Annotated in this window: 19 protein-coding genes; 6 read left to right on the top strand and 13 right to left on the bottom strand. The window is 72.6% G+C overall.

Annotated elements, in window-relative coordinates; genetic code table 11:
- Positions 1 to 178: 178 nt before the first annotated feature.
- Positions 179 to 1432 (top strand): helix-turn-helix domain-containing protein, encoded by a 1254-nt coding sequence (locus ACH4DZ_RS03860; RefSeq protein WP_398285286.1) that lies wholly within the window; start codon positions 179 to 181, stop codon positions 1430 to 1432.
- 100 nt (positions 1433 to 1532) lie between these two features.
- Here the strand turns inward: ACH4DZ_RS03860 and ACH4DZ_RS03855 are convergent, their stop codons facing one another.
- The gene (locus tag ACH4DZ_RS03855) at positions 1533 to 2189 is read right to left on the bottom strand and encodes a DUF3105 domain-containing protein (protein ID WP_398285285.1); all 657 of its coding nucleotides are present in this window, start codon (positions 2187 to 2189) and stop codon (positions 1533 to 1535) included.
- Positions 2190 to 2281: 92 nt separating this feature from the next.
- Positions 2282 to 2674 (bottom strand): hypothetical protein, encoded by a 393-nt coding sequence (locus ACH4DZ_RS03850; RefSeq protein WP_398285284.1) that lies wholly within the window; start codon positions 2672 to 2674, stop codon positions 2282 to 2284.
- 115 nt (positions 2675 to 2789) lie between these two features.
- Here ACH4DZ_RS03850 and ACH4DZ_RS03845 point away from each other — a divergent pair, with 115 nt between their 5' ends.
- Entirely contained in the window at positions 2790 to 3386 is a 597-nt protein-coding gene (locus tag ACH4DZ_RS03845; RefSeq protein WP_398285283.1) for a TetR/AcrR family transcriptional regulator, read from the top strand.
- The gene (locus ACH4DZ_RS03840) at positions 3383 to 4741 is read left to right on the top strand and encodes an MFS transporter (RefSeq protein WP_398285282.1); all 1359 of its coding nucleotides are present in this window, start codon (positions 3383 to 3385) and stop codon (positions 4739 to 4741) included. Before ACH4DZ_RS03845 ends, ACH4DZ_RS03840 begins: the two co-directional genes overlap by 4 nt.
- A 6-nt stretch (positions 4742 to 4747) precedes the next feature.
- Here ACH4DZ_RS03840 and ACH4DZ_RS03835 read toward each other — a convergent pair whose 3' ends face one another.
- Positions 4748 to 6061: a damage-control phosphatase ARMT1 family protein gene (locus ACH4DZ_RS03835; protein WP_398285281.1), complete on the bottom strand. Its 1314-nt coding sequence runs from the start codon at positions 6059 to 6061 to the stop codon at positions 4748 to 4750.
- Between the two features lie 50 nt (positions 6062 to 6111).
- On the bottom strand, positions 6112 to 7533 hold the full coding sequence (locus ACH4DZ_RS03830) for a S1 family peptidase (protein ID WP_398285280.1): 1422 nt from the start codon (positions 7531 to 7533) through the stop codon (positions 6112 to 6114).
- 305 nt (positions 7534 to 7838) lie between these two features.
- On the opposite strand from ACH4DZ_RS03830, the gene ACH4DZ_RS03825 reads away from it, so the two are divergent.
- Positions 7839 to 8861: an alpha/beta fold hydrolase gene (locus ACH4DZ_RS03825; protein WP_398285279.1), complete on the top strand. Its 1023-nt coding sequence runs from the start codon at positions 7839 to 7841 to the stop codon at positions 8859 to 8861.
- Here ACH4DZ_RS03825 and ACH4DZ_RS03820 read toward each other — a convergent pair.
- Positions 8821 to 9480, bottom strand: a complete 660-nt coding sequence (locus ACH4DZ_RS03820) for a response regulator (RefSeq protein WP_398285278.1) — start codon at positions 9478 to 9480, stop codon at positions 8821 to 8823. The genes ACH4DZ_RS03825 and ACH4DZ_RS03820 overlap by 41 nt on opposite strands.
- A 179-nt stretch (positions 9481 to 9659) precedes the next feature.
- Between ACH4DZ_RS03820 and ACH4DZ_RS03815 the strand changes: the two genes are divergently transcribed.
- Complete coding sequence (locus tag ACH4DZ_RS03815) at positions 9660 to 10571, top strand: ABC transporter ATP-binding protein (protein ID WP_398285277.1); 912 nt, start codon at positions 9660 to 9662, stop codon at positions 10569 to 10571.
- Complete coding sequence (locus tag ACH4DZ_RS03810) at positions 10568 to 11470, top strand: ABC transporter permease (protein WP_398285276.1); 903 nt, start codon at positions 10568 to 10570, stop codon at positions 11468 to 11470. Before ACH4DZ_RS03815 ends, ACH4DZ_RS03810 begins: the two co-directional genes overlap by 4 nt.
- A gap of 89 nt (positions 11471 to 11559) precedes the next feature.
- Here the strand turns inward: ACH4DZ_RS03810 and ACH4DZ_RS03805 are convergent, their stop codons facing one another.
- The 8 genes from ACH4DZ_RS03805 to ACH4DZ_RS03770 all read right to left on the bottom strand — a co-directional run bounded on the left by ACH4DZ_RS03805 (position 11560) and on the right by ACH4DZ_RS03770 (position 20407).
- Complete coding sequence (locus ACH4DZ_RS03805) at positions 11560 to 12090, bottom strand: hypothetical protein (protein WP_398285275.1); 531 nt, start codon at positions 12088 to 12090, stop codon at positions 11560 to 11562.
- Positions 12091 to 12206: 116 nt separating this feature from the next.
- A complete protein-coding gene (locus tag ACH4DZ_RS03800; protein WP_398285466.1) occupies positions 12207 to 13052 on the bottom strand; it encodes a class F sortase in 846 nt (281 codons plus the stop codon).
- A gap of 76 nt (positions 13053 to 13128) precedes the next feature.
- Positions 13129 to 13737, bottom strand: coding sequence for a hypothetical protein (locus ACH4DZ_RS03795; protein WP_398285274.1), 609 nt, complete (start codon positions 13735 to 13737; stop codon positions 13129 to 13131).
- Between the two features lie 1153 nt (positions 13738 to 14890).
- Positions 14891 to 15310, bottom strand: a complete 420-nt coding sequence (locus ACH4DZ_RS03790) for a hypothetical protein (protein ID WP_398285273.1) — start codon at positions 15308 to 15310, stop codon at positions 14891 to 14893.
- Between the two features lie 138 nt (positions 15311 to 15448).
- The gene (locus ACH4DZ_RS03785) at positions 15449 to 17053 is read right to left on the bottom strand and encodes an ABC transporter ATP-binding protein (RefSeq protein ID WP_398285271.1); all 1605 of its coding nucleotides are present in this window, start codon (positions 17051 to 17053) and stop codon (positions 15449 to 15451) included.
- Positions 17050 to 17874, bottom strand: coding sequence for an ABC transporter permease (locus tag ACH4DZ_RS03780; protein ID WP_398285270.1), 825 nt, complete (start codon positions 17872 to 17874; stop codon positions 17050 to 17052). The genes ACH4DZ_RS03785 and ACH4DZ_RS03780 overlap by 4 nt, the downstream gene beginning before the upstream one ends.
- On the bottom strand, positions 17871 to 18824 hold the full coding sequence (locus tag ACH4DZ_RS03775; RefSeq protein WP_398285269.1) for an ABC transporter permease: 954 nt from the start codon (positions 18822 to 18824) through the stop codon (positions 17871 to 17873). The genes ACH4DZ_RS03780 and ACH4DZ_RS03775 overlap by 4 nt, the downstream gene beginning before the upstream one ends.
- A complete protein-coding gene (locus ACH4DZ_RS03770) occupies positions 18821 to 20407 on the bottom strand; it encodes an ABC transporter substrate-binding protein (protein WP_398285268.1) in 1587 nt (528 codons plus the stop codon). The genes ACH4DZ_RS03775 and ACH4DZ_RS03770 overlap by 4 nt, the downstream gene beginning before the upstream one ends.
- Positions 20408 to 20411 lie beyond the last annotated feature (4 nt).

Below are 20411 nucleotides of genomic sequence, written 5' to 3'. Positions count from 1 at the left end.
GACCCGCAGATTCCCCACACGGGCAAACAGCGGAGCGCCTAGCACCGGACGGTGGGTCGCCGTGGTCCGGAGTGTAAGGCGCGTGACACTTTCGCAGTCGGTTCGCGCGCGGAATCTGGCGTACCTCACACGGGCCCCGCAGTCTTGCCCAGCCCCACGGGAACCCACGGGAGGTGCCATGACCCCCACGCACGCACGTGCCTTGGACCCACAGGACACCGCACCGCTTCCGCGCGAGACGCGCCGGATGCTGCTGCGGCACCTTCCTGCCGCGATCGACGAGATGGAGGAGGCGGTACGCACCGGTCTGCCGCACTACACACACGCCGTCGAGGGCACGCACGGCTACTCGGTGCGCCACATCATCGACCGCACGGTCAGCTGCTTCGTCTCGATCCGCGACGCCACCAGGGCGGGGCAGGCCGCCACGGCCGAGGTCATCGCCCTGTACGAACGCATCGGCGCCCGGCACGGCCTCCTCGGCTGCCCGCTCGACGTGCTGCGCGACGCCCTGGACCTGGCGGGACGGGTGGCGTGCCGACGGCTCATCGAGGACGCGTACCGGCTGCACTGGCCGGCGCCCCTGCTGGCCACGCTCACCGAGGACACCTTCACCCTGATCGGCACCGCCGTCGCGGCCGCCTCGCGCGGGTACGCCGAGGAGAGCCACCGCGCCCCGCTCGACGTGCAGCGGGACCGGCTGCGGGACGCCCTGGTCGCCGACCCCGACGAGAGGACCCGGCCGCTCTCCGAACTGGCCGCGGCGGCCGACTGGCGGCTGCCCGGCACGCTCGCCGTCCTCGCCCTGCCACCGGGCGAGCATCCGCAGACCCGGGTGCTGCCGCCCGAGGTGCTCGCCGACCGCAGCCCCGCCGCGCCCTATCTGGTCCTGCCCGACCCCCGTACTCCCGGGCCGCGTTGGCTGCCGAGGACCATCGGGGCCGTCCTGGGCCCCGCCGTACCCCCCGACCGGGGCGCGGTGTCGCTGCGCTGGGCGCGGCGCGGTCTGGAACTGGTCGAACGGGGCCTGCTGCCCGCCGCCGCCCCGCTGCGCTGCGTCGACCATCTGGCCGCTCTGACGGCGTTCCGGTCGGGCGACCTCCTGGAAGCAGCCGCGGCGGACCTCCTCGGGCCGCTCCTCGAACTGGCGCCCCGGCGCCGGGAACCGCTCCTGGAAACCCTGCTGGTGTACCTGCGCTGCGGTGACAACGCCGTCCTCACCGCGGACCGTCTGCACGTCCACGAGCAGACGGTCCGCTACCGCCTCCGCCAGATCGCCCAGCTCACCGACGGCACCTGCCCGGACGCCGAACGTCATCTGGAGACCATGCTCGTCCTGACCTGGCTGCTCTCCCCGAGCACCGCGAACGCGCCGGCGGCCGGCCGCCGGGCGGGGGCGGGCACGCCGGCCGGCGCGGCGCCGGGCTCCTGATTCCGGCGGGAGCCCGGCGCCGTCCAACAAGCCGTATCAAGCCATGCCATGCCAAGCCAAGCCAAGCGATGCCAAGCCTTATGCGGCTGTGGCGGGCGCGTCAGGCCGCGTCGACGCCGTTGGTGCAGGCCGCCCCCGGCTCAGGGGTCTGCGGACCCTGCACATACTTCGTGAGGAACTGCTGGACCCGCGGGTCGGACGCCTTCTCGACGGTCAGCTGCTTGCCCCAGGCCGACAGCATGAGCGCTCCGGCCTGGTCCCGCACCGGACTCATCAGCGTGTAGGGCGTCTTGGCGACCTTGCCGGCGAGCGTCTTCACGTCGGCGTCCGCCGCCTTGTCGTTGTACGTGATCCAGACCGCGCCGTGCTCCAGCGAGTGCACCGCGTTCTCGTTCGGTATCGCCTTCGTGTAGACCGAGCCGTCACACGTCATCCACGCCTGGTCGTGGTCGCCGCCGACCGGCGGATTCATCGGGTACGACACGGACTTCGAGACGTGGTTCTGGGTCAGCTTCTTCGCGTTCCAGGACTTCTCGCCCTTGACCGGCTTCTTCGCCGCCGCCTGCTGCTGCTCGTCCTTGTCGTTCGCCCGGTCGACGTAGTACGCGCCGAATCCGACGAGCCCAACCACGATGGCCGTACTGACGGAGATGGTCAGGATGCGGCTCCGGCGCTCGCGGGCCTTCTCGGCGCGGCGCATCTCCTCGATACGCGCCTTGCGGGCCGTGGCGGCCGACTTCTTGCTGGTTCTGCTCATGGGAATGCGTTCCTTGTCCCCGCCGCGCCGGAGAGTCCGGGCGGGCGGCGGTGGGTGCGGGGTCAAACGGACGTCGTCGTACGGACGCCGGTCTAGATCCGCTGCACCTGGAGGACATGGAGATCGGGGGCCCCGCGGGCGGGCGGCAGCACGGGCACGCGCGCCGCCGTGGCCGCGAGCGCCACGACGGGCATCCGGGGCGCCACCGCGGGCACGGGGTGGGCGCCCACCGGCAGCACGGCCCGCGCCTCGTGCGTGGGCAGACCACAGCACTGGTCGTGCTCGGCGGGGGAGGCCAGCCGTTCGTGCGGGACGTAGACGGTGACCACCGGCGCGGCGGCCGGCGCGGTCCTGCCGTGCGCCGGCACGTACCCCAGGCAGGCCACCAGCACCGCGAGCAGCATGCCGAGCAGCACGGCCGGGGCAGGACGCAGCGCCGCGTCGCGGGTGACGCGGCGCGCTCGCTGGGGCGTCCGGCTGCTCATCCCCGTGATGGTATGCGCTGCCTGTGACAGCGCTCCCGGTACCCCGCACAAAGACGAACCGCCCTCCCCCACCCGCGAGTAGACACTGTCTACCCATGGCTGGTAGACAGTGTCTATGAGTGAACGGAAAGCAGAATCGCCGCAGGGAGAGGCAGGGCTGCGGGCCCGGCTGGTGGCCGTCGGCGTGGAACTGGTGACCCAGGAAGGCGCACAGGCCCTGTCCCTGCGGGAGATCGCCCGCCGGGCCGGTGTCTCGCACGGCGCGCCCCGCCGCTACTTCCCGACGCACCTGGAGCTGCTGTCCGCGATCGCGCGCGAGGGTTTCGCCGAGCTGGGGGCCGCCGTCGCCGCGGAACTGCGCGGCGATCAGGAGGGCCCGCGGACCCAACTCGCCGCGCTGGCGGGCATCTACGTCGACTACGCGCTGTCCCACCGCGGCATGTACGAGCTGATGTTCCGCCACGACCTGCTGGAGAGCAACCGCCTGGGCCTGCGCGAGACCAGCCTGCCGCTCTTCGGGACCATGGTGAGCCTGGTGGGCCGGGCCCGCCCCGACGTACGGGCTCCGGAGCTCGCCGGCGCGCTCTGGGCCAACCTGCACGGCGTCGCGCAGCTGTGGGGCTGGGGCAGTCTCCGGCTCGCGACGGGAGCGGACGGCGTCGAACCCTTCGTACGGGCCGCTCTGGACGCGCACCTCGGGCCGGAGCGGTGAACGCGGCGCTCCGGCAACGCCTCACGCTCACCGCCGGGGTCACGGGAGCCGCGGTCGTGGCCCTCGACGGAACCGTGACGACCGTCGCGCAGCCCACCCTGCGCCGCGACCTCGACGCCTCGTTCGTGCAGGTCCAATGGATCAGCACCGGTTACCTCATCGCGGTCGCCTGCCTGCTGGTCTTCGCCGGCCGGCTCGGTGACCGCCACGGGCACCGACGGGTCTTCGCCCTCGGCGTGTTCGGCTTCGCGCTGGCCTCGGCGGCCATCGGCCTGGCGCCCGGCATCGGCTGGGTCATCGCCCTGCGCGTCGCCCAGGGGGTCTTCGGGGCGCTGCTGCAACCGGCCACCCTCGGCATGCTGCGTGCCGCCTATCCGCCCGACCGGCTCGGCATGCCCGTCGCCCTGCGCACGAGCGCCATCGGAGCGGCCGCCGCGCTCGGCCCTCTCGTCGGCGGCGCGCTGATCTCCCACTTCGGCTGGCGACGGGTCTTCTTCCTGAGCGTGGTACCCGCGGTGGCGGCGGGCGCTCTCGCCCTCGCCGTCCGCATACCGGCGCCCGCCTCGGAGGTACGCCTGGACCTGCCCGGCGCGGGCCTCCTGGCGGTGACGCTGATCTGCCTGGTCCACACCCTCGTCGGTCTGCCGGGCTCCGGCGGGACAGCCGCCACCGGATTCGGCGTCCTGTGCACGACGGTCGCCTGCGCCGCTTTCGTCCGCCGCGAACGCCGTACGGCCGGACCTCTGATCCCGCCCGACGTCTTCCGCTCGACGACGGTCACCTCGGCGCTCGGGGCGCTGGTGGCGGTGTCGGCGGCGATGTTCGGCACCCTGTTCCTCGGCACGTACTACCTCCAGGACGTGCGGGGACTGGACCCCTTGCAGAGCAGTCTGCACGCGTTGCCGCTCGCCCTCATGATGGTCGTCGGCGCACCCCTGTCCACGGTTCTGTTCCGCCGCTTCGGTCCGCGCCGGACCGTCGTGACGGGTGCGGCACTTGTCGCCCTGGCCACCCTGCTGATGTCCCGCCTCGACCGGACGTCGGGTTCCGTGGCGATCGGCTGCTGCTTCCTGCTCCTCGGCGCCGGTTTCGTGTCCGTGATGGTCACCGCCACCGCGGTGCTCGTCCGCGCGGCGTCCGTGGAGGCCGCGGGTGTGTCGGGCGGGCTCCAGCAGACCGCGATGAACATCGGGCCGATGCTGGGAGTGGCCCTGGCCACGGTGTTCAGACCGGCCGACGTCTCGACGACCGGGGTCGCGCTGTTCGTCCTCGCCGTCGTCGCCGCGCTCGGCGCGCTGGTGGGCACGGGGCTGCCCGCCACGTCGGACGACGGAAGGCCGGCGGTCAGGGTCTGACCTGGATCAGGGCCTGACCTGGATGAGGGCATGCGTCCCGCTCGTACGCCAGGACTCCGCGCCCGCGTCCAGTTCCGCCAGGGTGCCGGGAGTCAGCCCGGTCACGACGTCGCACTTGAGTGTCCGTAGGGCCGCCACCGGGCCCGGGAAGTACGCGGTGGCCTCGGCGAACGGTGTGGTGGCCGGCCAGTGCCGGTCGCCCACCAGGCGGCGGTAGTTGAGGTCGCCCTTCATGACGGTGAGCGTGGCGGACGCGAAGTCCTCCCGGAGGTCGGCGGGCATCCGGTCGTAGGGGTGCGGCGCGCAGGAGAACGGGTGGCTGCGCAGGATCAGCCGCCCGTCGCCGAGGGCGTCCCGCAGCCGTTCGCCGACCGCCGCCGCACGGCCGGGCGCACCGGTCAGCCGGTCGAGACAGGCGAGCGTGTCGGTGGTGGTGGCGTCGGACACGTAGTACGGGTACGGCTTGAGGTGCAGGACGACGGAGGCGGCCCGGCCGGTGGCCAGCAGATGGTCGGCGAGGACGAGGTCGGGGAGGAGTTCGGGGCCGGCGTTGTCGGCGACGAGACAGACCTTGCCGGGCTGACCTGGTTCACCGGGCCGGCCCGGCTCCCCGGCCGCGAGGATGTCCCACAGCGCGTCCGAGTCGTCGACGACGAGTCCCTGGACCCGGTCGCCCAACCCGGCCTCTCCCGCGGACAGTTGGAAGCCGAGGTCGGCCCGGTTGCCCCAGAGGGAGGAGAGCAGGAGCGTACGGTCCCGCTCGTCCGGCGGCAGATCGGGGAGGCGGTCGAGCGCGGACAGCTCCTCGTCGACCTTGGAGCCGGCGAGTTCGGCGTTCTTGAAGGGGGCGAACGGGTCGATGCCCAGCCAGGGGCCCGGCGCGAAGTACCGCAGGGCGGCCAGGAGTTTGCGGTAGAAGAAGCTCTCCGCCCAGAGGAACGGCACGTCCGCCCAGCGCTGCCCGTAGTACGGCTCGTCCCGCCAGAGGCCGGCGCCCGGTTCGTCGTCGTCCAGCCGCTCGACGGATCCCTTGGTGATCTCGTCGAGGAGGGCGTCCAGAGCGCGCCGCTGTGCGGGCGGATACGGGGTGGCCCGCCGGACGCGCTCGATGAGGGCCGGGTGCCGCTCGTCCAGCACGCTGCGGGCGAAGGAGCGCGGGGTGCCGACGACCACGGGGGCACGGTCCTCCGAGGCGGAGGCGGCGTTCGTGGTATCGGTGCTGGTGCTGGTGCTGGTGCTGGTGCTGGTGCTGGTGCTGGTGCTGGTGTCGGCGTCGGCGTCGGTGGGGGCTCGGCCGGTGTCCTGACTGGGGCGCGTCATGTCCCCAGTAAACCGCCCGTGCCCGCTGTCCGCGGCCCGCGGGGCAGGTGTCAGCCCCAGCTCTGCGAGTACTGGTTGCGGTAGCGCTTGCGGCCGCGTTCCGAACGGATCCGCAGTGCCACCAGCGCGAGCAGACTCCCCGCGATGACGAACAGCCCGGGGCCGAGGTTCCGGTACTCCCCGAGCCGCTCCAGTGCCGAGGCGGCGTTGTCGGTCTGCCCCTGGGGGACCCTGTCCGCCGGCCCCATGGCTCCGGGCAGGGCCGCGCCGGGAGCGGTCGAGGACGTGCCGGGCGGCACCGCCGCGGCCGCGTCGTCGCCCGTGCCGCCGTCGGCCCCGGACGAGGGCGTGGCCTGATCGGCCGCCGCGGGATCGATCGTCAGCTTCACACCGAGCGAGTCCAGCGCCTTGGTCACCGGCTGGAAGAACGTCGTACCGCCGGCCCGGCAGTCCCCGCTGCCGCCCGAGGTGACGCCCATGGCCAGTCCGTCGGCGAACATCGGGCCACCGCTGTCGCCCGGTTCGGCGCACACCGTGGTCTCGATGAGCCCGGTGACCGTGCCCTGCGGGTAGTTCACCGTCGCGTTCAGGCCGGTCACCTGGCCGGACTGGAGGCCGGTCGTGCTGCCGCTGCGGAAGACCTTCTGGCCGACGGCCGGATCGGCCGCCCCGATGATCCGAACCCCCTGGCCGTTGCCGACCGTCACGATGTCGGCGCCGCTGAGGGCGGTGCCGGAGTTGTACTGCACGAGCGAGAAGTCACCGCCGGGGAACGAGCCGGAGACGGTGGAGCCGACCGGCTCGGCCCCCTGCTGGTCGGAGAACCACGAGGTGCCCACGGGCCCGCAGTGGCCGGCCGTGAGGATGAAGTCGTTCTGGCCGTTGGTCACGTTGAAGCCCGCCGAACAGCGTCCCGAGCCCGCGAAGAGCGCGTCGGCGCCGTTCAGCCGCGGAGTGAACGTGCCCTCCGTCCGCTCCATCCGCACGGAGGCGCCGATGCCCTCGGCGACCGCGGTCAGCCGCGCCCACTCGGCCGCGGAGACGGTGGTGTCGGCGCGGACCACCACCTGATTGGTCGCGTAGTCCATCGCCCAGGAGGTGCCGGCCACCTTGGGCGCGTCCTTGAGCTTCTCGGTGGCGGACTTCAGGTCCCGCATGGTGTGGCGGACGACCTTGGCCACGGCGCCGCCCTCGCGTACGTCGGCCGCGGCCTTCTCGTCGGTCACCGCGACGACCGGGCGCCCCTTGGCGTCGATCCAGCTGCCCGCCGTACGCGAGGTGCCCAGTTCGGAGACCAGTTCCTGTCCCGTGCGGGCGGCCCGGGTTTCGGCGTTGGGAGCCTGCGTGCCCTTCGTGCCGTCCGACGAGGTCTCGCTCGCCATGGCCTGCGTGACCATCAGCCCTCCGCAGGCCAGCCCGCCGATGGCGGCGAACCGTGCGATTCGCTGAACATTCCGTCGTGCATGCCTCATCCACGGCTCCCGTGCGACTGTCCTGACACAGCGTCACTTCTTACACAGCGTCACTTCTGGTGCGGGCGAACCCGCGAGGTGAACGCCCTCCTTCAGTACGTGCCGTCGTGCGGTCCGGTTCACCCGGCCGCCCGACCGTTCGGAGTCGGCGTGAACCCGCCGGTCGTCCGGACCGTGCCACGCGACACGTTTTGCCGAAACGGCAAGGTCCCTCGCCGCTCGGCGGGAGCGCCCCCATGATCGGCAGCAGAGTGCTGAGCCGTTCGGCAGCTCGGCAGTCGGGAAAGTCGGCGCAAGGAGGACGTATGTCGCAGGAAGTCACCCCGCTCACCCCGGCGGGTGCCAGGCACCGGACGGTGGACGTGCCCGGTGGCCGGATCCACCTGGTCGAACAGGGCACCGGCCCGCTGGTCCTGCTGGTCCACGGCTTTCCCGAACTGTGGCACTCGTGGCGCCACCAGCTCCCCGCGCTCGCCGCGGCGGGCTACCGGGCGGTCGCCATCGACGTCCGCGGATACGGGCGCTCCTCGACGCCCGACGCCGTGGAGGCATACCGGATCGGGACCCATGTCGAGGACAACGTGGCGGTCGTCCGCGCGCTCGGCGAGGAGACCGCCGTGATCGTCGGCCACGACTGGGGCTCGACCATCGCCGCCGACTCCGCGCTGCTCAGGCCCGACGTCTTCACCGCCGTCGGACTGCTCGGGGTGCCGTACGCGCCCCGGGGCGGGATGAAGCCGACCGACGCCTTCGCCATGATCGGCGGGGACGAGGAGTTCTATGTCGGCCACTTCCAGGAGCCGGGCCGGGCGGAGGCGGAGATCGAGGCGGACGTACGGGGATGGCTGGCCGGCTTCTACGCGACGCTGGCCGGCGACACGATGCCGGCATCGGGCGAGGGCGCGGTCTTCTTCGTGCCGAAGGGCGGCAGGCTCTCGGACCGGTTCGTGAAGGACCGCCCGTCCTGGCTGACGGACGAGGAACTCGACTTCTGCGCGGCCGAGTTCGAGCGGACCGGCTTCACGGGAGCGCTGAACCGCTACCGCAGCATGGACCGGGACTGGGAGGATCTCGCCGACTTCGACGGCGCCCCCCTCACCCAGCCGTCGCTCTTCGTCGCGGGTGAACTCGACGCGTCCATCGCCTGGTTGGCCGACGCGATCAAGGCCTTCCCCAGCACGCTTCCCGGCCTGGTCTCCTCCCACCTGGTCGAGGGGTCCGGCCACTGGGTCCAGCAGGAGCGCCCCGACGAGGTCAACCGGATCCTGACCGCCTGGCTGCGGTCCCTCAACGGCCCGACGCCACCAGCCCCGACTCGTACGCGATGATCACGAGCCGCACCCGGTCCCGGGCGTCCAGCTTGGTGAGGAGCCGCGACACATAGGTCTTGGCGGTGGCGACGCTGATGCAGAGCCGCTCGGCGATCTCGGTGTTCGACAGTCCGCCGCCGACGAGCGCCAGGACCTCGCGCTCCCGGCCGGTGATGCCGCCGACCGAACGCGCGGAAGGGGCCGCCGACACCGGGCGGTCGGCGAAGTCCCTGATGAGACGGCGGGTGACACTCGGTGCCAGCAGCCCCTCCCCGGTGGCGACGACCCGGATCGCGTCGAGGATGTCCTCCAGCGCCATGTCCTTGACGAGGAACCCGGCCGCGCCCGCCCTGAGCGCCCCGTAGAGGCAGTCGTCGTCATCGAAGGTGGTGAGGACGATGACATGGGTGCCGCCGGACCCGCGTGTGATCAGCCGGGTGGCCTCGATGCCGTCCATGCCGGGCATCCGGATGTCCATCACCACCACGTCCGGGCGCTCCTTCTCGGCCAGCGCCACGGCCTCGGCGCCGGTTCCGGCCTCCCCGACGACCTCAAGACCGGACTCGTCGGCGATCACCAGACGCAGCGCGGTACGGACGAGGGGCTGGTCGTCGGCGAGTACGACACGGACGGTCACCGCACACCTGCCGGTACGGGCAGCGGAGGACGAGGCGTGACAGGCATGCGCCGATCGTAACCACCCGGTCCGGGCGGGACATCCGACCGTGGGCTTACATCCCCGGCCGACACCGGCCCGCTCGATTGTCGGCGCCGGCCGGATGCCCGACCACCGTGCCTCCGGACACCGTTGGGCACATGATCGAAGTCAATGAACTGACGAAGCGATACGGCGACACCACCGCCGTCGACGGTCTGAGCTTCACCGTGCGGCCCGGACACGTCACCGGGTTCCTCGGTCCGAACGGCGCAGGCAAGAGCACCACGCTGCGGATCCTGCTCGGCCTGAACCACCCCACCGGCGGATCCGCCACCATCGACGGCTGCCGCTTCCGGGACCGGCCGCGCGGACTGCGCCATGTCGGCGCGCTGCTGGACGCCCACGACGTGCACGGCGGACGCACCGCGCGGACGCACCTGTACGTACTGGCCCGGTCCAACCGCATCCCGCGCGGCAGGGCGGACGAGGTGCTGGAGGAGGTCGGCCTGGCGGGCGCGGGCCGACGCCGGATCAACGGATTCTCCCTCGGGATGAAACAGCGGCTCGGCATCGCGGCGGCACTGCTCGGCGACCCGCCGGTGCTGCTCTTCGACGAACCCCTCAACGGGCTCGACCCGGAGGGCGTGAAGTGGCTGCGGGGACTGTTGCGCCGGCTGGCCGGCGAAGGCCGCACCGTGCTGGTCTCCAGCCATCTGATGTCGGAGATGGAGAACACCGCGGACCAACTGGTCGTCATCGGGCGCGGCTCGCTGATCGCCGCCGAGAGCCTGGCCGGATTCGCGGCCCGCGGCACCCGCCCGAGCGTGACGGTACGGACCCCCGACCTCACGGCGCTCACGGAACTGCTGACGGGGGAGGGGGCGGAGGTGCTTCAGGAGGGCGCGGGCACGCTGACGGTGACCGGCCTGAGCGCCGACCGCATCGGTGAACTCGCCCTGCGGCACCGGATGTTGCTGCTCGAACTGTCCGCCCGGTCCGCATCCCTGGAGGAGGCATTCATGGAACTCACCGCCGACAGCGTCGACCATGTCGCGGGAGCGGACCGATGACCGACACGGCCGCCGCCCGCAACAACGCCGCTGTCACCGACACGGCCACCGACACGGCCACCGGCACGGTCACAGCCGTGCGTGGCCAAGTCGCCGAACCCCGCGCCCGGTTCCGCGACCTCGTCGCCGCCGAGTGGACCAAGTGGTGGTCGCTGCGCTCCAGCGGCTGGGCCCTGGTGGCCACCGCGCTGACCGTCGTCGGCTTCAACGTGGGCATGGCCTACGACACGTACCGCTACTGGTCGGAGCGGGACGCGAGAGCGCGGGCCGACTTCGTCCGGGACGGGATCCCCCTGTCGATCGCCTTCTCCACGAACGCGGCCATGCTGCTCATGCTGGCCCTCAGTGCCATCGGGGCCACGGTGATCGTCGGCGAGTACCGGACCGGAACGATCCGCACGACGTTCGCCGCCGTACCGGCCCGCCGTTCGGTGATGGCGGCGAAGGTGTGTGTGGTCGCGGCCGTCACGACGGTGTTCGGGGCGGTCGTCTCCGTGGCTTCGTTCGGGCTGACCCAGGCCGTCCTGTCCGGCCGGGGCGCCGGTGTGGCGATCGGCCACCCCGGTGCCCTGCGCCTCGTCGTGGCGTCCGCGCTCCTCGCACCGGTCGCCGCGCTCGTCGGCCTGGCCCTCGGCGCTGTACTGCGGCACAGCGCGGCCACCATGACGGCCAACGTGGTGGTCCTCCTGCTGTTGCCTCTGATCTTCGGCGCCGACCGCCACTGGGCGGCCGTCGTCGACCACGCTCTGCCGGCGGGCGCGTGGAACCGGCTGACGGCCGTCGGCCACCAGCCGGTCGCCCATCCCTGGACGGTCGGTGGGGCATGGACCGTCCTCGCGGTCTGGGCCGTGGTCGCGGCGGCCGTCGCGGTGGCCTCCGTTCGGCGCCGCGACCAGTGACGGGTCCGGATCGGTCCGGATCGGTCCGGGCCGTCCCGCTGTTGCTGCCCGTCATCGCTGCTCTTTATCGCGCTCGCCGGTGACAGGCCCTAGGCGCGTGTCCCGTGCAGGGCGGTGCGGGCGACGCCGACGAAGTGCACGACCGACTCCCAGAACGGGGCGTAGCAGTCGTTGAACCGCCGGCCCGCGTCCTCCTCACCGGCGATCATCGCGTCGAGCGCGCGGTAGTTGTCGCTGGTGGAGCGGCGCAGCCGGTCCGCCGCCGAGGCCACTTCCGGCGGGCCCTCCAGGTCCGCCACCCAGACCCGCTGGCGCAGCACCGCGTACTCGCCGCGCAGTCGGATCCGCAGCTCCCGCAGGGTGGCCAGACGCTCGTCGGGGTCACCGGTCTCGTGTGCGTCGGTCACCTTCCAGTACAGGTCGCCCATGCGCTGGGCCTGTTCGATGAGGTCGACGTACGCGGCGCGGCGGGCGGCCCTGAGGCCGTCCGCCTGTACGGTCGCGGCGGCCGCGTCCGCCTGGATGCGGGCCGCGCGTGCGGTGCCGCGGCTGGTCACCCAGCTCGCGAGCACCGCGGTCGCGGCCGTCAGCGCGGCCACCCACAGAGTGCTGTCGCCCATACCGAAGCCGTCCCCCGTCTCCGTCCCCATCCCTGGCCGTTGCCGTTGCCGGTCGACCGGTGGGGCCGGGGTCACCGCAGGAGTGTGGCACGGACGAAGGGATCAGTGCCTCGGCACTAGGCGTGGCGGGAAGGCTCCAGGGTCTTCGTCAGATGAGCGAAGACGACGACATTGCTCTGGTAGCCGGACTGCCGGTCGTACACGCCTCCGCAGGTGATCAGCCGCAGCTCCGGACGCTTCCTCGCGCCGTACACCTCCTGACTGGGGAAGTGCGCCTTCTCGTACATACGGACGGCGTCCACCGTGTAGACGGCGGTACGTCCGTCGGCGCGCAAGGCCTCGACGAGCCGACCGGGTTTCAGCGTGCTCAGGCCGGCGAAGACGGCGGGTCCTGTGCGGGTGTCCAGATGACCGACCACCACGGCGGTGCCCGCTTCTCCCGGCGACGGCCCGCCCTCGTACCAGCCCGCCAGTCTGGGCTTGTCGAGCGGCGGGGTGGTGAGCTGCTGACGCCGGTCCAGGCCCAGCCCGACGACAGGGGCCTCCAGGCGGAGATACGGGATGCTCAGGCTCGTGGGCTTGGAACGGGAGAGCGGTTGTGGCTGCTGCGGCTGCTGTGGTTTCCGCGGCTGCTGAGGCGGCCTGGGGGGTTGGGGCGGCCGGGAGACCTGGGGCGGTCGAGACGGCCGGGCTGGCCGGGCCGGCTGGGCCTGCCGGGGTGGCTGGGATGACCGGGGTGGTGGAGGTGGCGGAGGTGGGGTCGACGGGGGTCGTGAGGGCGGAGGGGGTGGTGGGCTGGGACGGCTGACGGGGGGTCGTACGGGAGCGGGGGTGCGCCGGGGCTCCGGTGCCGCGGCGGCGGGCGGACCCGGGGACGCCTTCGCGTCCCCGGGTTCCACCGCCGGGGCGGCGACCGGCCCAGCGGGCCGGCCGTCGTCCTCGGACCACCAGATGCCGCCCATCACCAGCGAGAACGCCAGAACCGCGGTTCTCGTCAGGCGATAGGCACGCGTGCGGTACCAGGGCCTGGGCGCGTGCCTACGCGGCACCGTCGGACCGGCGACGCAGCTGCCGGAAGTAGACGAAGCCGGACACGCCGACCAGGCCCACCGCTCCGGCGGCGGCGACCGTCGACACGGTCGGCGTCTCGGCGAGACCGCCGCCGCCCGCGGGCACGGCGCCGCTGGGAGTCTGCGGCTTGGCGTCCGGCTTGGCAGCCGGCTTGCAGTCGACCTTGAACATCTTCTCCTTGCCCGCCCCCGCTCCGCCCACGGGCTTCCAGGTGAGCTTGTAGTTGCCGTCGGGCAGCGCGAGCGTGTCCGTGTAGCCGGTGCCGATGGGGAGGTTGAGGGTGCCGTTGAGCGTGGCTGCGGCCGAGGCCGCCGGCTGCGGCTCGATGATGTAGGTGATCCCCGTGACGCCGACACCCTCGAAGTTGAAGGCGGCGAGATAGAACTTGCAGACCTTCGTCTCGTCGCGCTGGTCGGTGGGGGACGTCGTCTCCGCGTGGATCTTGACGTCTCCGCTGTCGGGGGCGGCGTGGGCGGCCGGTGCCCCGAGGAGGGCGGCGCCGGCGAGGGCGACCGTGGTGAGGGCTGTGGCGCCGGTGCGGACGCCGACGGAGCGGGTGAGCGGTGAAGCGGGCATACGAAGTCCTCCGAGCGGAATGATTGTCGTACAAATCGGTTGTGCATCCGACTCCCTTTCACATCCGGAACCGGGAAACGCGCCGCACCGCTGATACGACGTCAGGAATCCCCCGTCCGGACCAACGTTTCGGTGCTGCGCGACGCCTCGAACGGACCCGCGGTTCCACGCGCCGAGCTCTTCGCCGAGCCGCGCGTCGAGCCCGTGTCGGGCTCCGCGTCTGGCCCCGCATCTGGCCCCGCATCTGGCCCCGCGTCGGAGCCCGGTGCAGGGTCTCGTGCTGGGCTCCATGGGGCCTCGTGCTGGGCGGCTGGGCGGCTGGGCCGCTGCGTCGGTCCGTGTCGGATCCGTGTGTCGGACGTGCGTCGGGCGTGCGGCGGGTCTCGGCGCCGGCCCCCGCGACGCCACTGGCGACGACCGCGGCACCGGCTCATGCGCCGGGCCGTGGTGCCGGGCGTTCGCGTCGACGCGTGGCGCTTCCGGCGTCGGCTCCTGGCGCCGCCTCTTACGTCAGGCCGCGCGTTGGGCTGCGGCGCCGGCCCCGCGCCGGGTCCTTGCGTGGGCCGGGTGCTGGGCAGCTGTGTCGGCCCCGTTGCGTCCCTGGCGATCGCGGCAAGTGCTGGCTTTTGCGTCGGGTTCCGGGCTGGCCCCTGCGCTGGTCCCGCGTCGGGGCATGTGACGGCTCCCGGGCGAGGCCGCCTCGCGGGCCGTGGCATCGCCCCTCCGCGTCGGCCCTGTGACGCCCCGGGGAGGGCCCCGGCCCAGGCGCCAGGCCATGCGTCGGCCCCCGCGTAGGTCGGCGGGACCCGCTCGGCGGGCGTTGCCACCCGCCCGGCCGGTAGACGCCCATGCCCGCCGCTCAGGCGCGCCGGTGGCGCAATCAGGCGTAGTCGGCCGCCGCTGAGAGGTGCCTGTGCCGCAGCCGGGCGCAGTCGGCCGGCGCTCAAGCATGCCCGTGTCTCAATCAGGCCGGTTCGAAGCCCGCTCCGCCGTGGGAGCGCAGGGCGGCGGTGTTCGCTGGGCGGACCCGCACGCGGACGTTCGTGCGCGGCGCGCCGCAGGCATCCTGCGGGAGGAACTTCCCGTGAGCCGTGAGCCGCGAGCCGCGAGCCGCCACACAGCGTCCTGCCATGGGCAGTTCCAGGTCGCGGGGTCACGCCAGGAAGAGCAGTTGCACGGCGACCAGGACGTCCACCACCGCCCACCACTCGGCGAACGTCGGCGAGACCACCTTCCTGAGCCTGCTGTTCCTGAGGTGGGCGAAGTCCCAGACGCCGTGGAAGAACCAGCCCGCCGCCACGAGGTAACGGCCCAGGTCGGGGTCGACCGCCAGGCCCACGAGGGCGAGCGCGCCGAAGGCGAGGGTTCCCGCGGTCTGGATGCCGAAGGCGGTCCGCCCGTGCGGAGTTCCGCGCACCGCGCCCCACACCAGGACCACCAGCGCGAGCGTGATCAGGGCCACGGGCTGCGAGACCAGGTCCTGGGCCCGGAGCGCCACCATGACGGCGAGGCCCAGCCCCAGCACGGGCCAGGTCGCCCGTTGCCGCCCATCTGCCCCCGGTACGGTCCGCAACTACCTCTCCGCCGCCATTGTCCAAGCTGGGCACACCGACCCGGCACGCCGCCGCCCATCACGCCTGGCAGCAGGGCTGGATCTGAACGGAGGCCGGCGCCGGCGCCGTACCGGGCCGGCCGGCCCTGGGACCACAATTCAGACCTGCCCCGCCGACCGCCTCGCCGACTTCACCGTCAACTCCGCCGACGATTCGACCAACGACACGGTGAACGGATGCGTGGGCGCCGTGAGAACGTCCCGCGCCAGTCCTTGTTCGACCACCTCCCCGCCGTCCAGCACGGCGACACTCGTGGCGAGCCTGGCCGTGTCGAGGTCGTGGGTGATGAGAACGAGGCAGAGGTCGTCGCGGTCGCGGAGCAGCCCGGCGAGCAGATCGAGGATGCCCCGGCGAGTGACCGTGTCGAGCCCGGAGGTGATCTCGTCGCACACCAGGACCCGCGGCCGTGCGAGCAGCGCCCTGGCGAGTGCGGCCCGCTGAAGCTCGCCGCCGGACAGCCGGGCGGGCACCCGGGCCGCCAACTCGGCGCTCAACCCCAGGGAGTTGAGGATGTCCGACGCCTCGGCCCGCGCCTCCGAGGCAGCCGCGCCCCGCAGTCTCACCGCCGTTCGGGCCACCTGGTCCAGGACCGGCCGGTGCTCGTCGAAGGAGGCGCGCGCGTCCTGGAAGACGTACTGCACGGCCGCCAGCCGGTCCCGTCCACGGTCACGCAGACTGCGCGGGAGCGCGAGCCCGTCGAGCAGTACCTCTCCCTCGTACGTGCGATGGAGTCCGGCGAGGCAGCGGGCGAGTGTTGTCTTGCCGCTGCCCGAACGGCCGAGCACGGCGAGGCATTCGCCGGGACGCACGGCGAGTTCGGGGACGCGCAGTACCTCGACGCCGGGCCGGTGGCGGGCCCGGAGGCCCTGGACCCGCAGTACGGCCGCCGGGCGTGGGCCACGCTGAGCGGCCTCCGCCAACGGCGCCCGGACAGCCAGGAGCCGACGTGTCCAGGGATGGGTGGGAGCCAGCCACACCCGCTCCGTCGGGCCAGACTCCACGACCCTGCCGTCCCGCATGACCAGAACCTCGTCGGCGAGCGCGCGTACCGTCTCCAGGTCGTGGCTGAGCAGGGCCACCCCGATCCCGCGCCCGGCGACCGCCGCCAGCTCGTCCACGACCCGGCGTTTCGTGAGCGCGTCCTGACCGGTGGTGGGCTCGTCCGCGACGACGACCCGGGCGCCGAGCAACAACGCCTGGGCGAGTACGAGCCGTTGCTGCTGACCGCCCGAGAGCTGATGCGGGAAGCGCCGCAACAACGCGTCTGTGCGCCCGAGTTGGGCCGCATCAAGGGCGTTGAGGACTCGCTCCCGTGCCGCCGGGCGCCGCTCACGGCGGGGCACCTCGCGCACCTGGGTTCGCGCGATGTCGTGCAGCAGCGCCCCCACCCGCCGCGCGGGATTGAGCACCGTCGCCGGATGCTGCGGGACGTAACCGACCAACGCCTCCGTCACCCGTACGGAACCCTCGACGCGCGCTCCCGGCGGGAACTCGCCCAGCAGCGCACGCCCCGTGGTGGTCTTCCCACTACCGGAGGCCCCGACCAGCGCGGTCACCTTCCCGGGCAGCACCCGCAGGCTCACACCGTCGACGATGCGTCTGCCACCGACCTCCACGGTCAGCCCCTCGATCGCCGCCACCGCCAAAGGCTCGTCCGAACCACTCGAACCACTCGACGCGCTCGGCCTGCTCGGCCCGTTCATGAACGTGACCCCTTCCTGAGTGCCGCGTCCCTGAGTGCCGTGTCGCAGAGCAGATTGCAGCCCATGGTCAGGGCCACGATCAGCAGCGCCGGTACGACCACGGCCCAGGGCTGTACGAACAGCCCCGTACGGTTGCGGTCCACCATCACCGCCCAGTCGGCCGCGTCCGGTGCCACCCCGATGCCCAGGAACGCGGCCGTGGCCACCAGATACAGGACACCGGTCAGCCGTACCCCCGCGTCGGCGGCGAGCGGGCGCAGGATCGACCGGCCGACATGGCCCACGGCGATACGCCACCACGACTCGCCCTGCATCCGCAGCGCCTCCACCGCCGGCCGTGAGGCCACGTCAGCGGCGGCGGCGCGGACGATACGCGCGGCGTCGGGGATGTTCACGAGCGCCACCAGCAGCGCGAGACCGGTCGCCCCGGGCGAGAACACGGACGCCACGAGCAGGATCATCAGCAGGGACGGTACGGCGAGCAGCACGTCCAACGGCCGCATCAGTGTCTCCTCCAGCCAGGTTCGGTGCGTCAGCGCGCTGAACAACCCGATCGGCAGCGCCACCAGATAGGCCAGCGCGGTCGCCGTGAGCGCGACGACCACCACGGGCCGGCCGCCGAGCAGTACCTGCCGCCACACGTCACGTCCCACGAAGTCGGTGCCCAGCCAGTGCCCGCCGCCCAGCGTGAACGAGGCGGCCCGCGGCCCGGGAGCGCCCACCACCAGTGGTCCGCACAGGGCAAGCACGAGCGGCACACCCACCAGGACGGCCCCGAGCGCGAAGCGCCCGAGCGGCAGCCCTCTACGAAGAGGTCTCACGCGGCCACCTCCGCCCGCGGCGCGAACCGGTGGGCGACCAGATCGGCCCCCAGGTTCAGTACCACCGTGATCACCCCGAAGACCACCGCGAGACCCTGCACCACGGGCACGTCCCGTTCGGCCACGGCGTTCATCAGCACGGTTCCCAGGCCGGGGATCACGAACAGGGCCTCCACGACGATCACCCCGCACAGCAACCAGTCGACGGTACGGGCGAGTTGCTGAGCGGCGGGCGCGACCGCGTTGGGCAGGGCGTGCGCGTACCGGACCCGGGCGCCCGGAATCCCGTACCGCCGGGCGTGCGCGACGTACGGCGAGGCGAGCGCGTCGATCATTCCGGCGCGTACCAGCCGGGACAGTGAGCACACCGGACGGGAGAGGAGGACGAGCACCGGCAGGACCAGGGCGGCCGGATACGCGAGCAGATCCGTGCCGTAGCCGACCGCCGTCGGTGGCAGCCAGTCGAGCCGCAGCGCGAACACCGTCACGAGCAGCACCCCGAACGCGAACTCCGGTACCGCGTACACCCCGAGTGTCACCGCACTGACCAACCGGTCCACGAACCGCCCCTCGAATCGCGCGGCCAGCACCCCGAGCCCCACCCCGACCGGCACCAGCAGCACCACGGTGAGCGCGGCGAGCAGCAGCGTCGGCCCGAAGGCACCGGAGATGTACGAGGTGACGGGCCGCCCGGATGCCAGGGAAGTCCCGAAGTCGGCGTGCGCCAGCCCGGCCGCCCAGCCGGCGAGCCGTTCGTACGCCGGCCGGTCCAGCTCCATCGCCTCCCGGATGGCGGCGATCCGCGCAGGGTCGGGCTGGTCCCCGGCGAGGGCCACCGCCGCGTCGCCCGGCAGCGCCTCGGTGAGCGCGAAGACCAGCAGCACCACGGCCACGGTCTGCACACCGCCGAGCAGCAGCCGCCGGGCGGCCCAGGAACCGAGTCCGCTCACGCCAGCCAGACCTTGTCGAACCGTGCCCAGTCGAGCGTGTTGGCGGGCGCCTTGCGGTCAACTCCCTTGACAGTGTTGGCGGTTCCGATGATCCAGTCGGCGAATCCCCACACCAGGAAGCCGCCCTCGGCGTACAGCCTGCGCTGCATCCGGCCGAAGACGGCGGCGCGCTCCTTCTCGTCCTTCGTGGCCTGCGCCTGCTGGTAGAGCGCGTCGAAGTCCTTGTGGTGCCACTTGGTGGCATTGGTGGTGGAGTCGGTGAGGAGCCGCTGCGAGATGTGCGCCTCGATGGGCATCGCGCCCGAGCGGTAGCAGCACAGGGTTCCGGAGTCGAGGATGTCGGCCCAGTACGAGTCCTTGCTGCCCATCTTGACGTCGACGGTGACGCCGGCCTTCGCGGCCTGGTCGCGGAAGATGCTCGCCGCCTCGGTGAACCCGGCGGCGACCGCCGAGGTGTCCAGGGTGACCTTCAGCTTCTCGGCGCCCGCCTTCTTCAGGAGGGCGCGGGCCCGGTCGAGGTCCTGCTCGCGCTGGGGCAGACCGTCGGCGTAGTACTCGTACCCCTTGCCGAAGAGGTCGTTGCCGACCACGCCCGCCCCGGACAGCGCCCCGTCGATGAGTTCCTGGCGGTCGGCGATGAGGAAGAACGCCTCCCGGACCCGCTTGTCGTCGAAGGGCGCCCGGTCGGTCTTCATGGCGAAGGCCTGCATGGCGCTGTTCCGCAGCCGTACGATCTCGATCCGGCCCTTGCCCTCGTGGGCGCGGGCGGTCGTCGGGTTCAGCTCGTGGGCGTACTCGACCTGTCCGCCGAGCAGGGCGTTGACCCGCGCGGACTCCTCGTTGGCGACGACGAACTCCACCTCGTCGAGGTGCGGTGCGCCGTCCCAGTGGTCGTCGTTGCGCCGGAAGACCGCCGAGCGGCCGGGCGCGAACGACACGAAGCGGAACGGACCGGAGCCGACCGGCTTCTTGTCGAAGTCGGCGGCGGAGGACCCGTCGGGAACGATGTACGCGCCGAACGCGGCCAGCACGTTGGGGAATTCGGCGGTCGGCCGCTTGAGCACGAACTCCACGGTCCGCTCGTCCACGGCCCGGCTCGCCTTGAGATCGATGGGTTCGAGGGACGCCTTGGCACGGAACGCCTTCTCGGGGTCGGCGATCCGGCGGTAGCTGAACAGGACGTCCTCGGCGGTGACGGGCTTCCCGTTGTGGAAGTCGGCCTGGCGCAGGGTGACCTTCCAGCGGTCGAGCCCCGCGTTCGGCTCCCAGCCGGACGCCAGGCGCGGCCGGGCGGAGAGGTCGTCCCCGTAGTCGGCCAGCTTGTCGAAGAGCGCCTTGGCGCGGGCCACGTCCGCGAACAGGTTGGCCAGGTGCGGATCGAGCGTCTCGCTCGCGCCGCCGCCCGCGAAGGCGGCCCGCAGCCGCCCGCCGCGCCTGGGTTTCCCGTCGCCTCCCTTGCCGGAGCCGGAGCCGGAGCCGGTGCCGGGGTCGTCCGAGTCGCCGCAGCCGACGAGGGCGAGTGCGCCGATACCGGAGGCCGCCGTGAGAAAGCCTCTGCGACGGAGGCCGGGGTAGTCCTGCATGAGG

The sequence above is a fragment of the Streptomyces sp. NPDC017991 genome (assembly GCF_044328075.1).
GTDB lineage: Bacteria > Actinomycetota > Actinomycetes > Streptomycetales > Streptomycetaceae > Streptomyces.
Note: the sequence above shows the minus strand (reverse complement) of the source record. Positions and strands in the feature narration are given on the sequence as shown.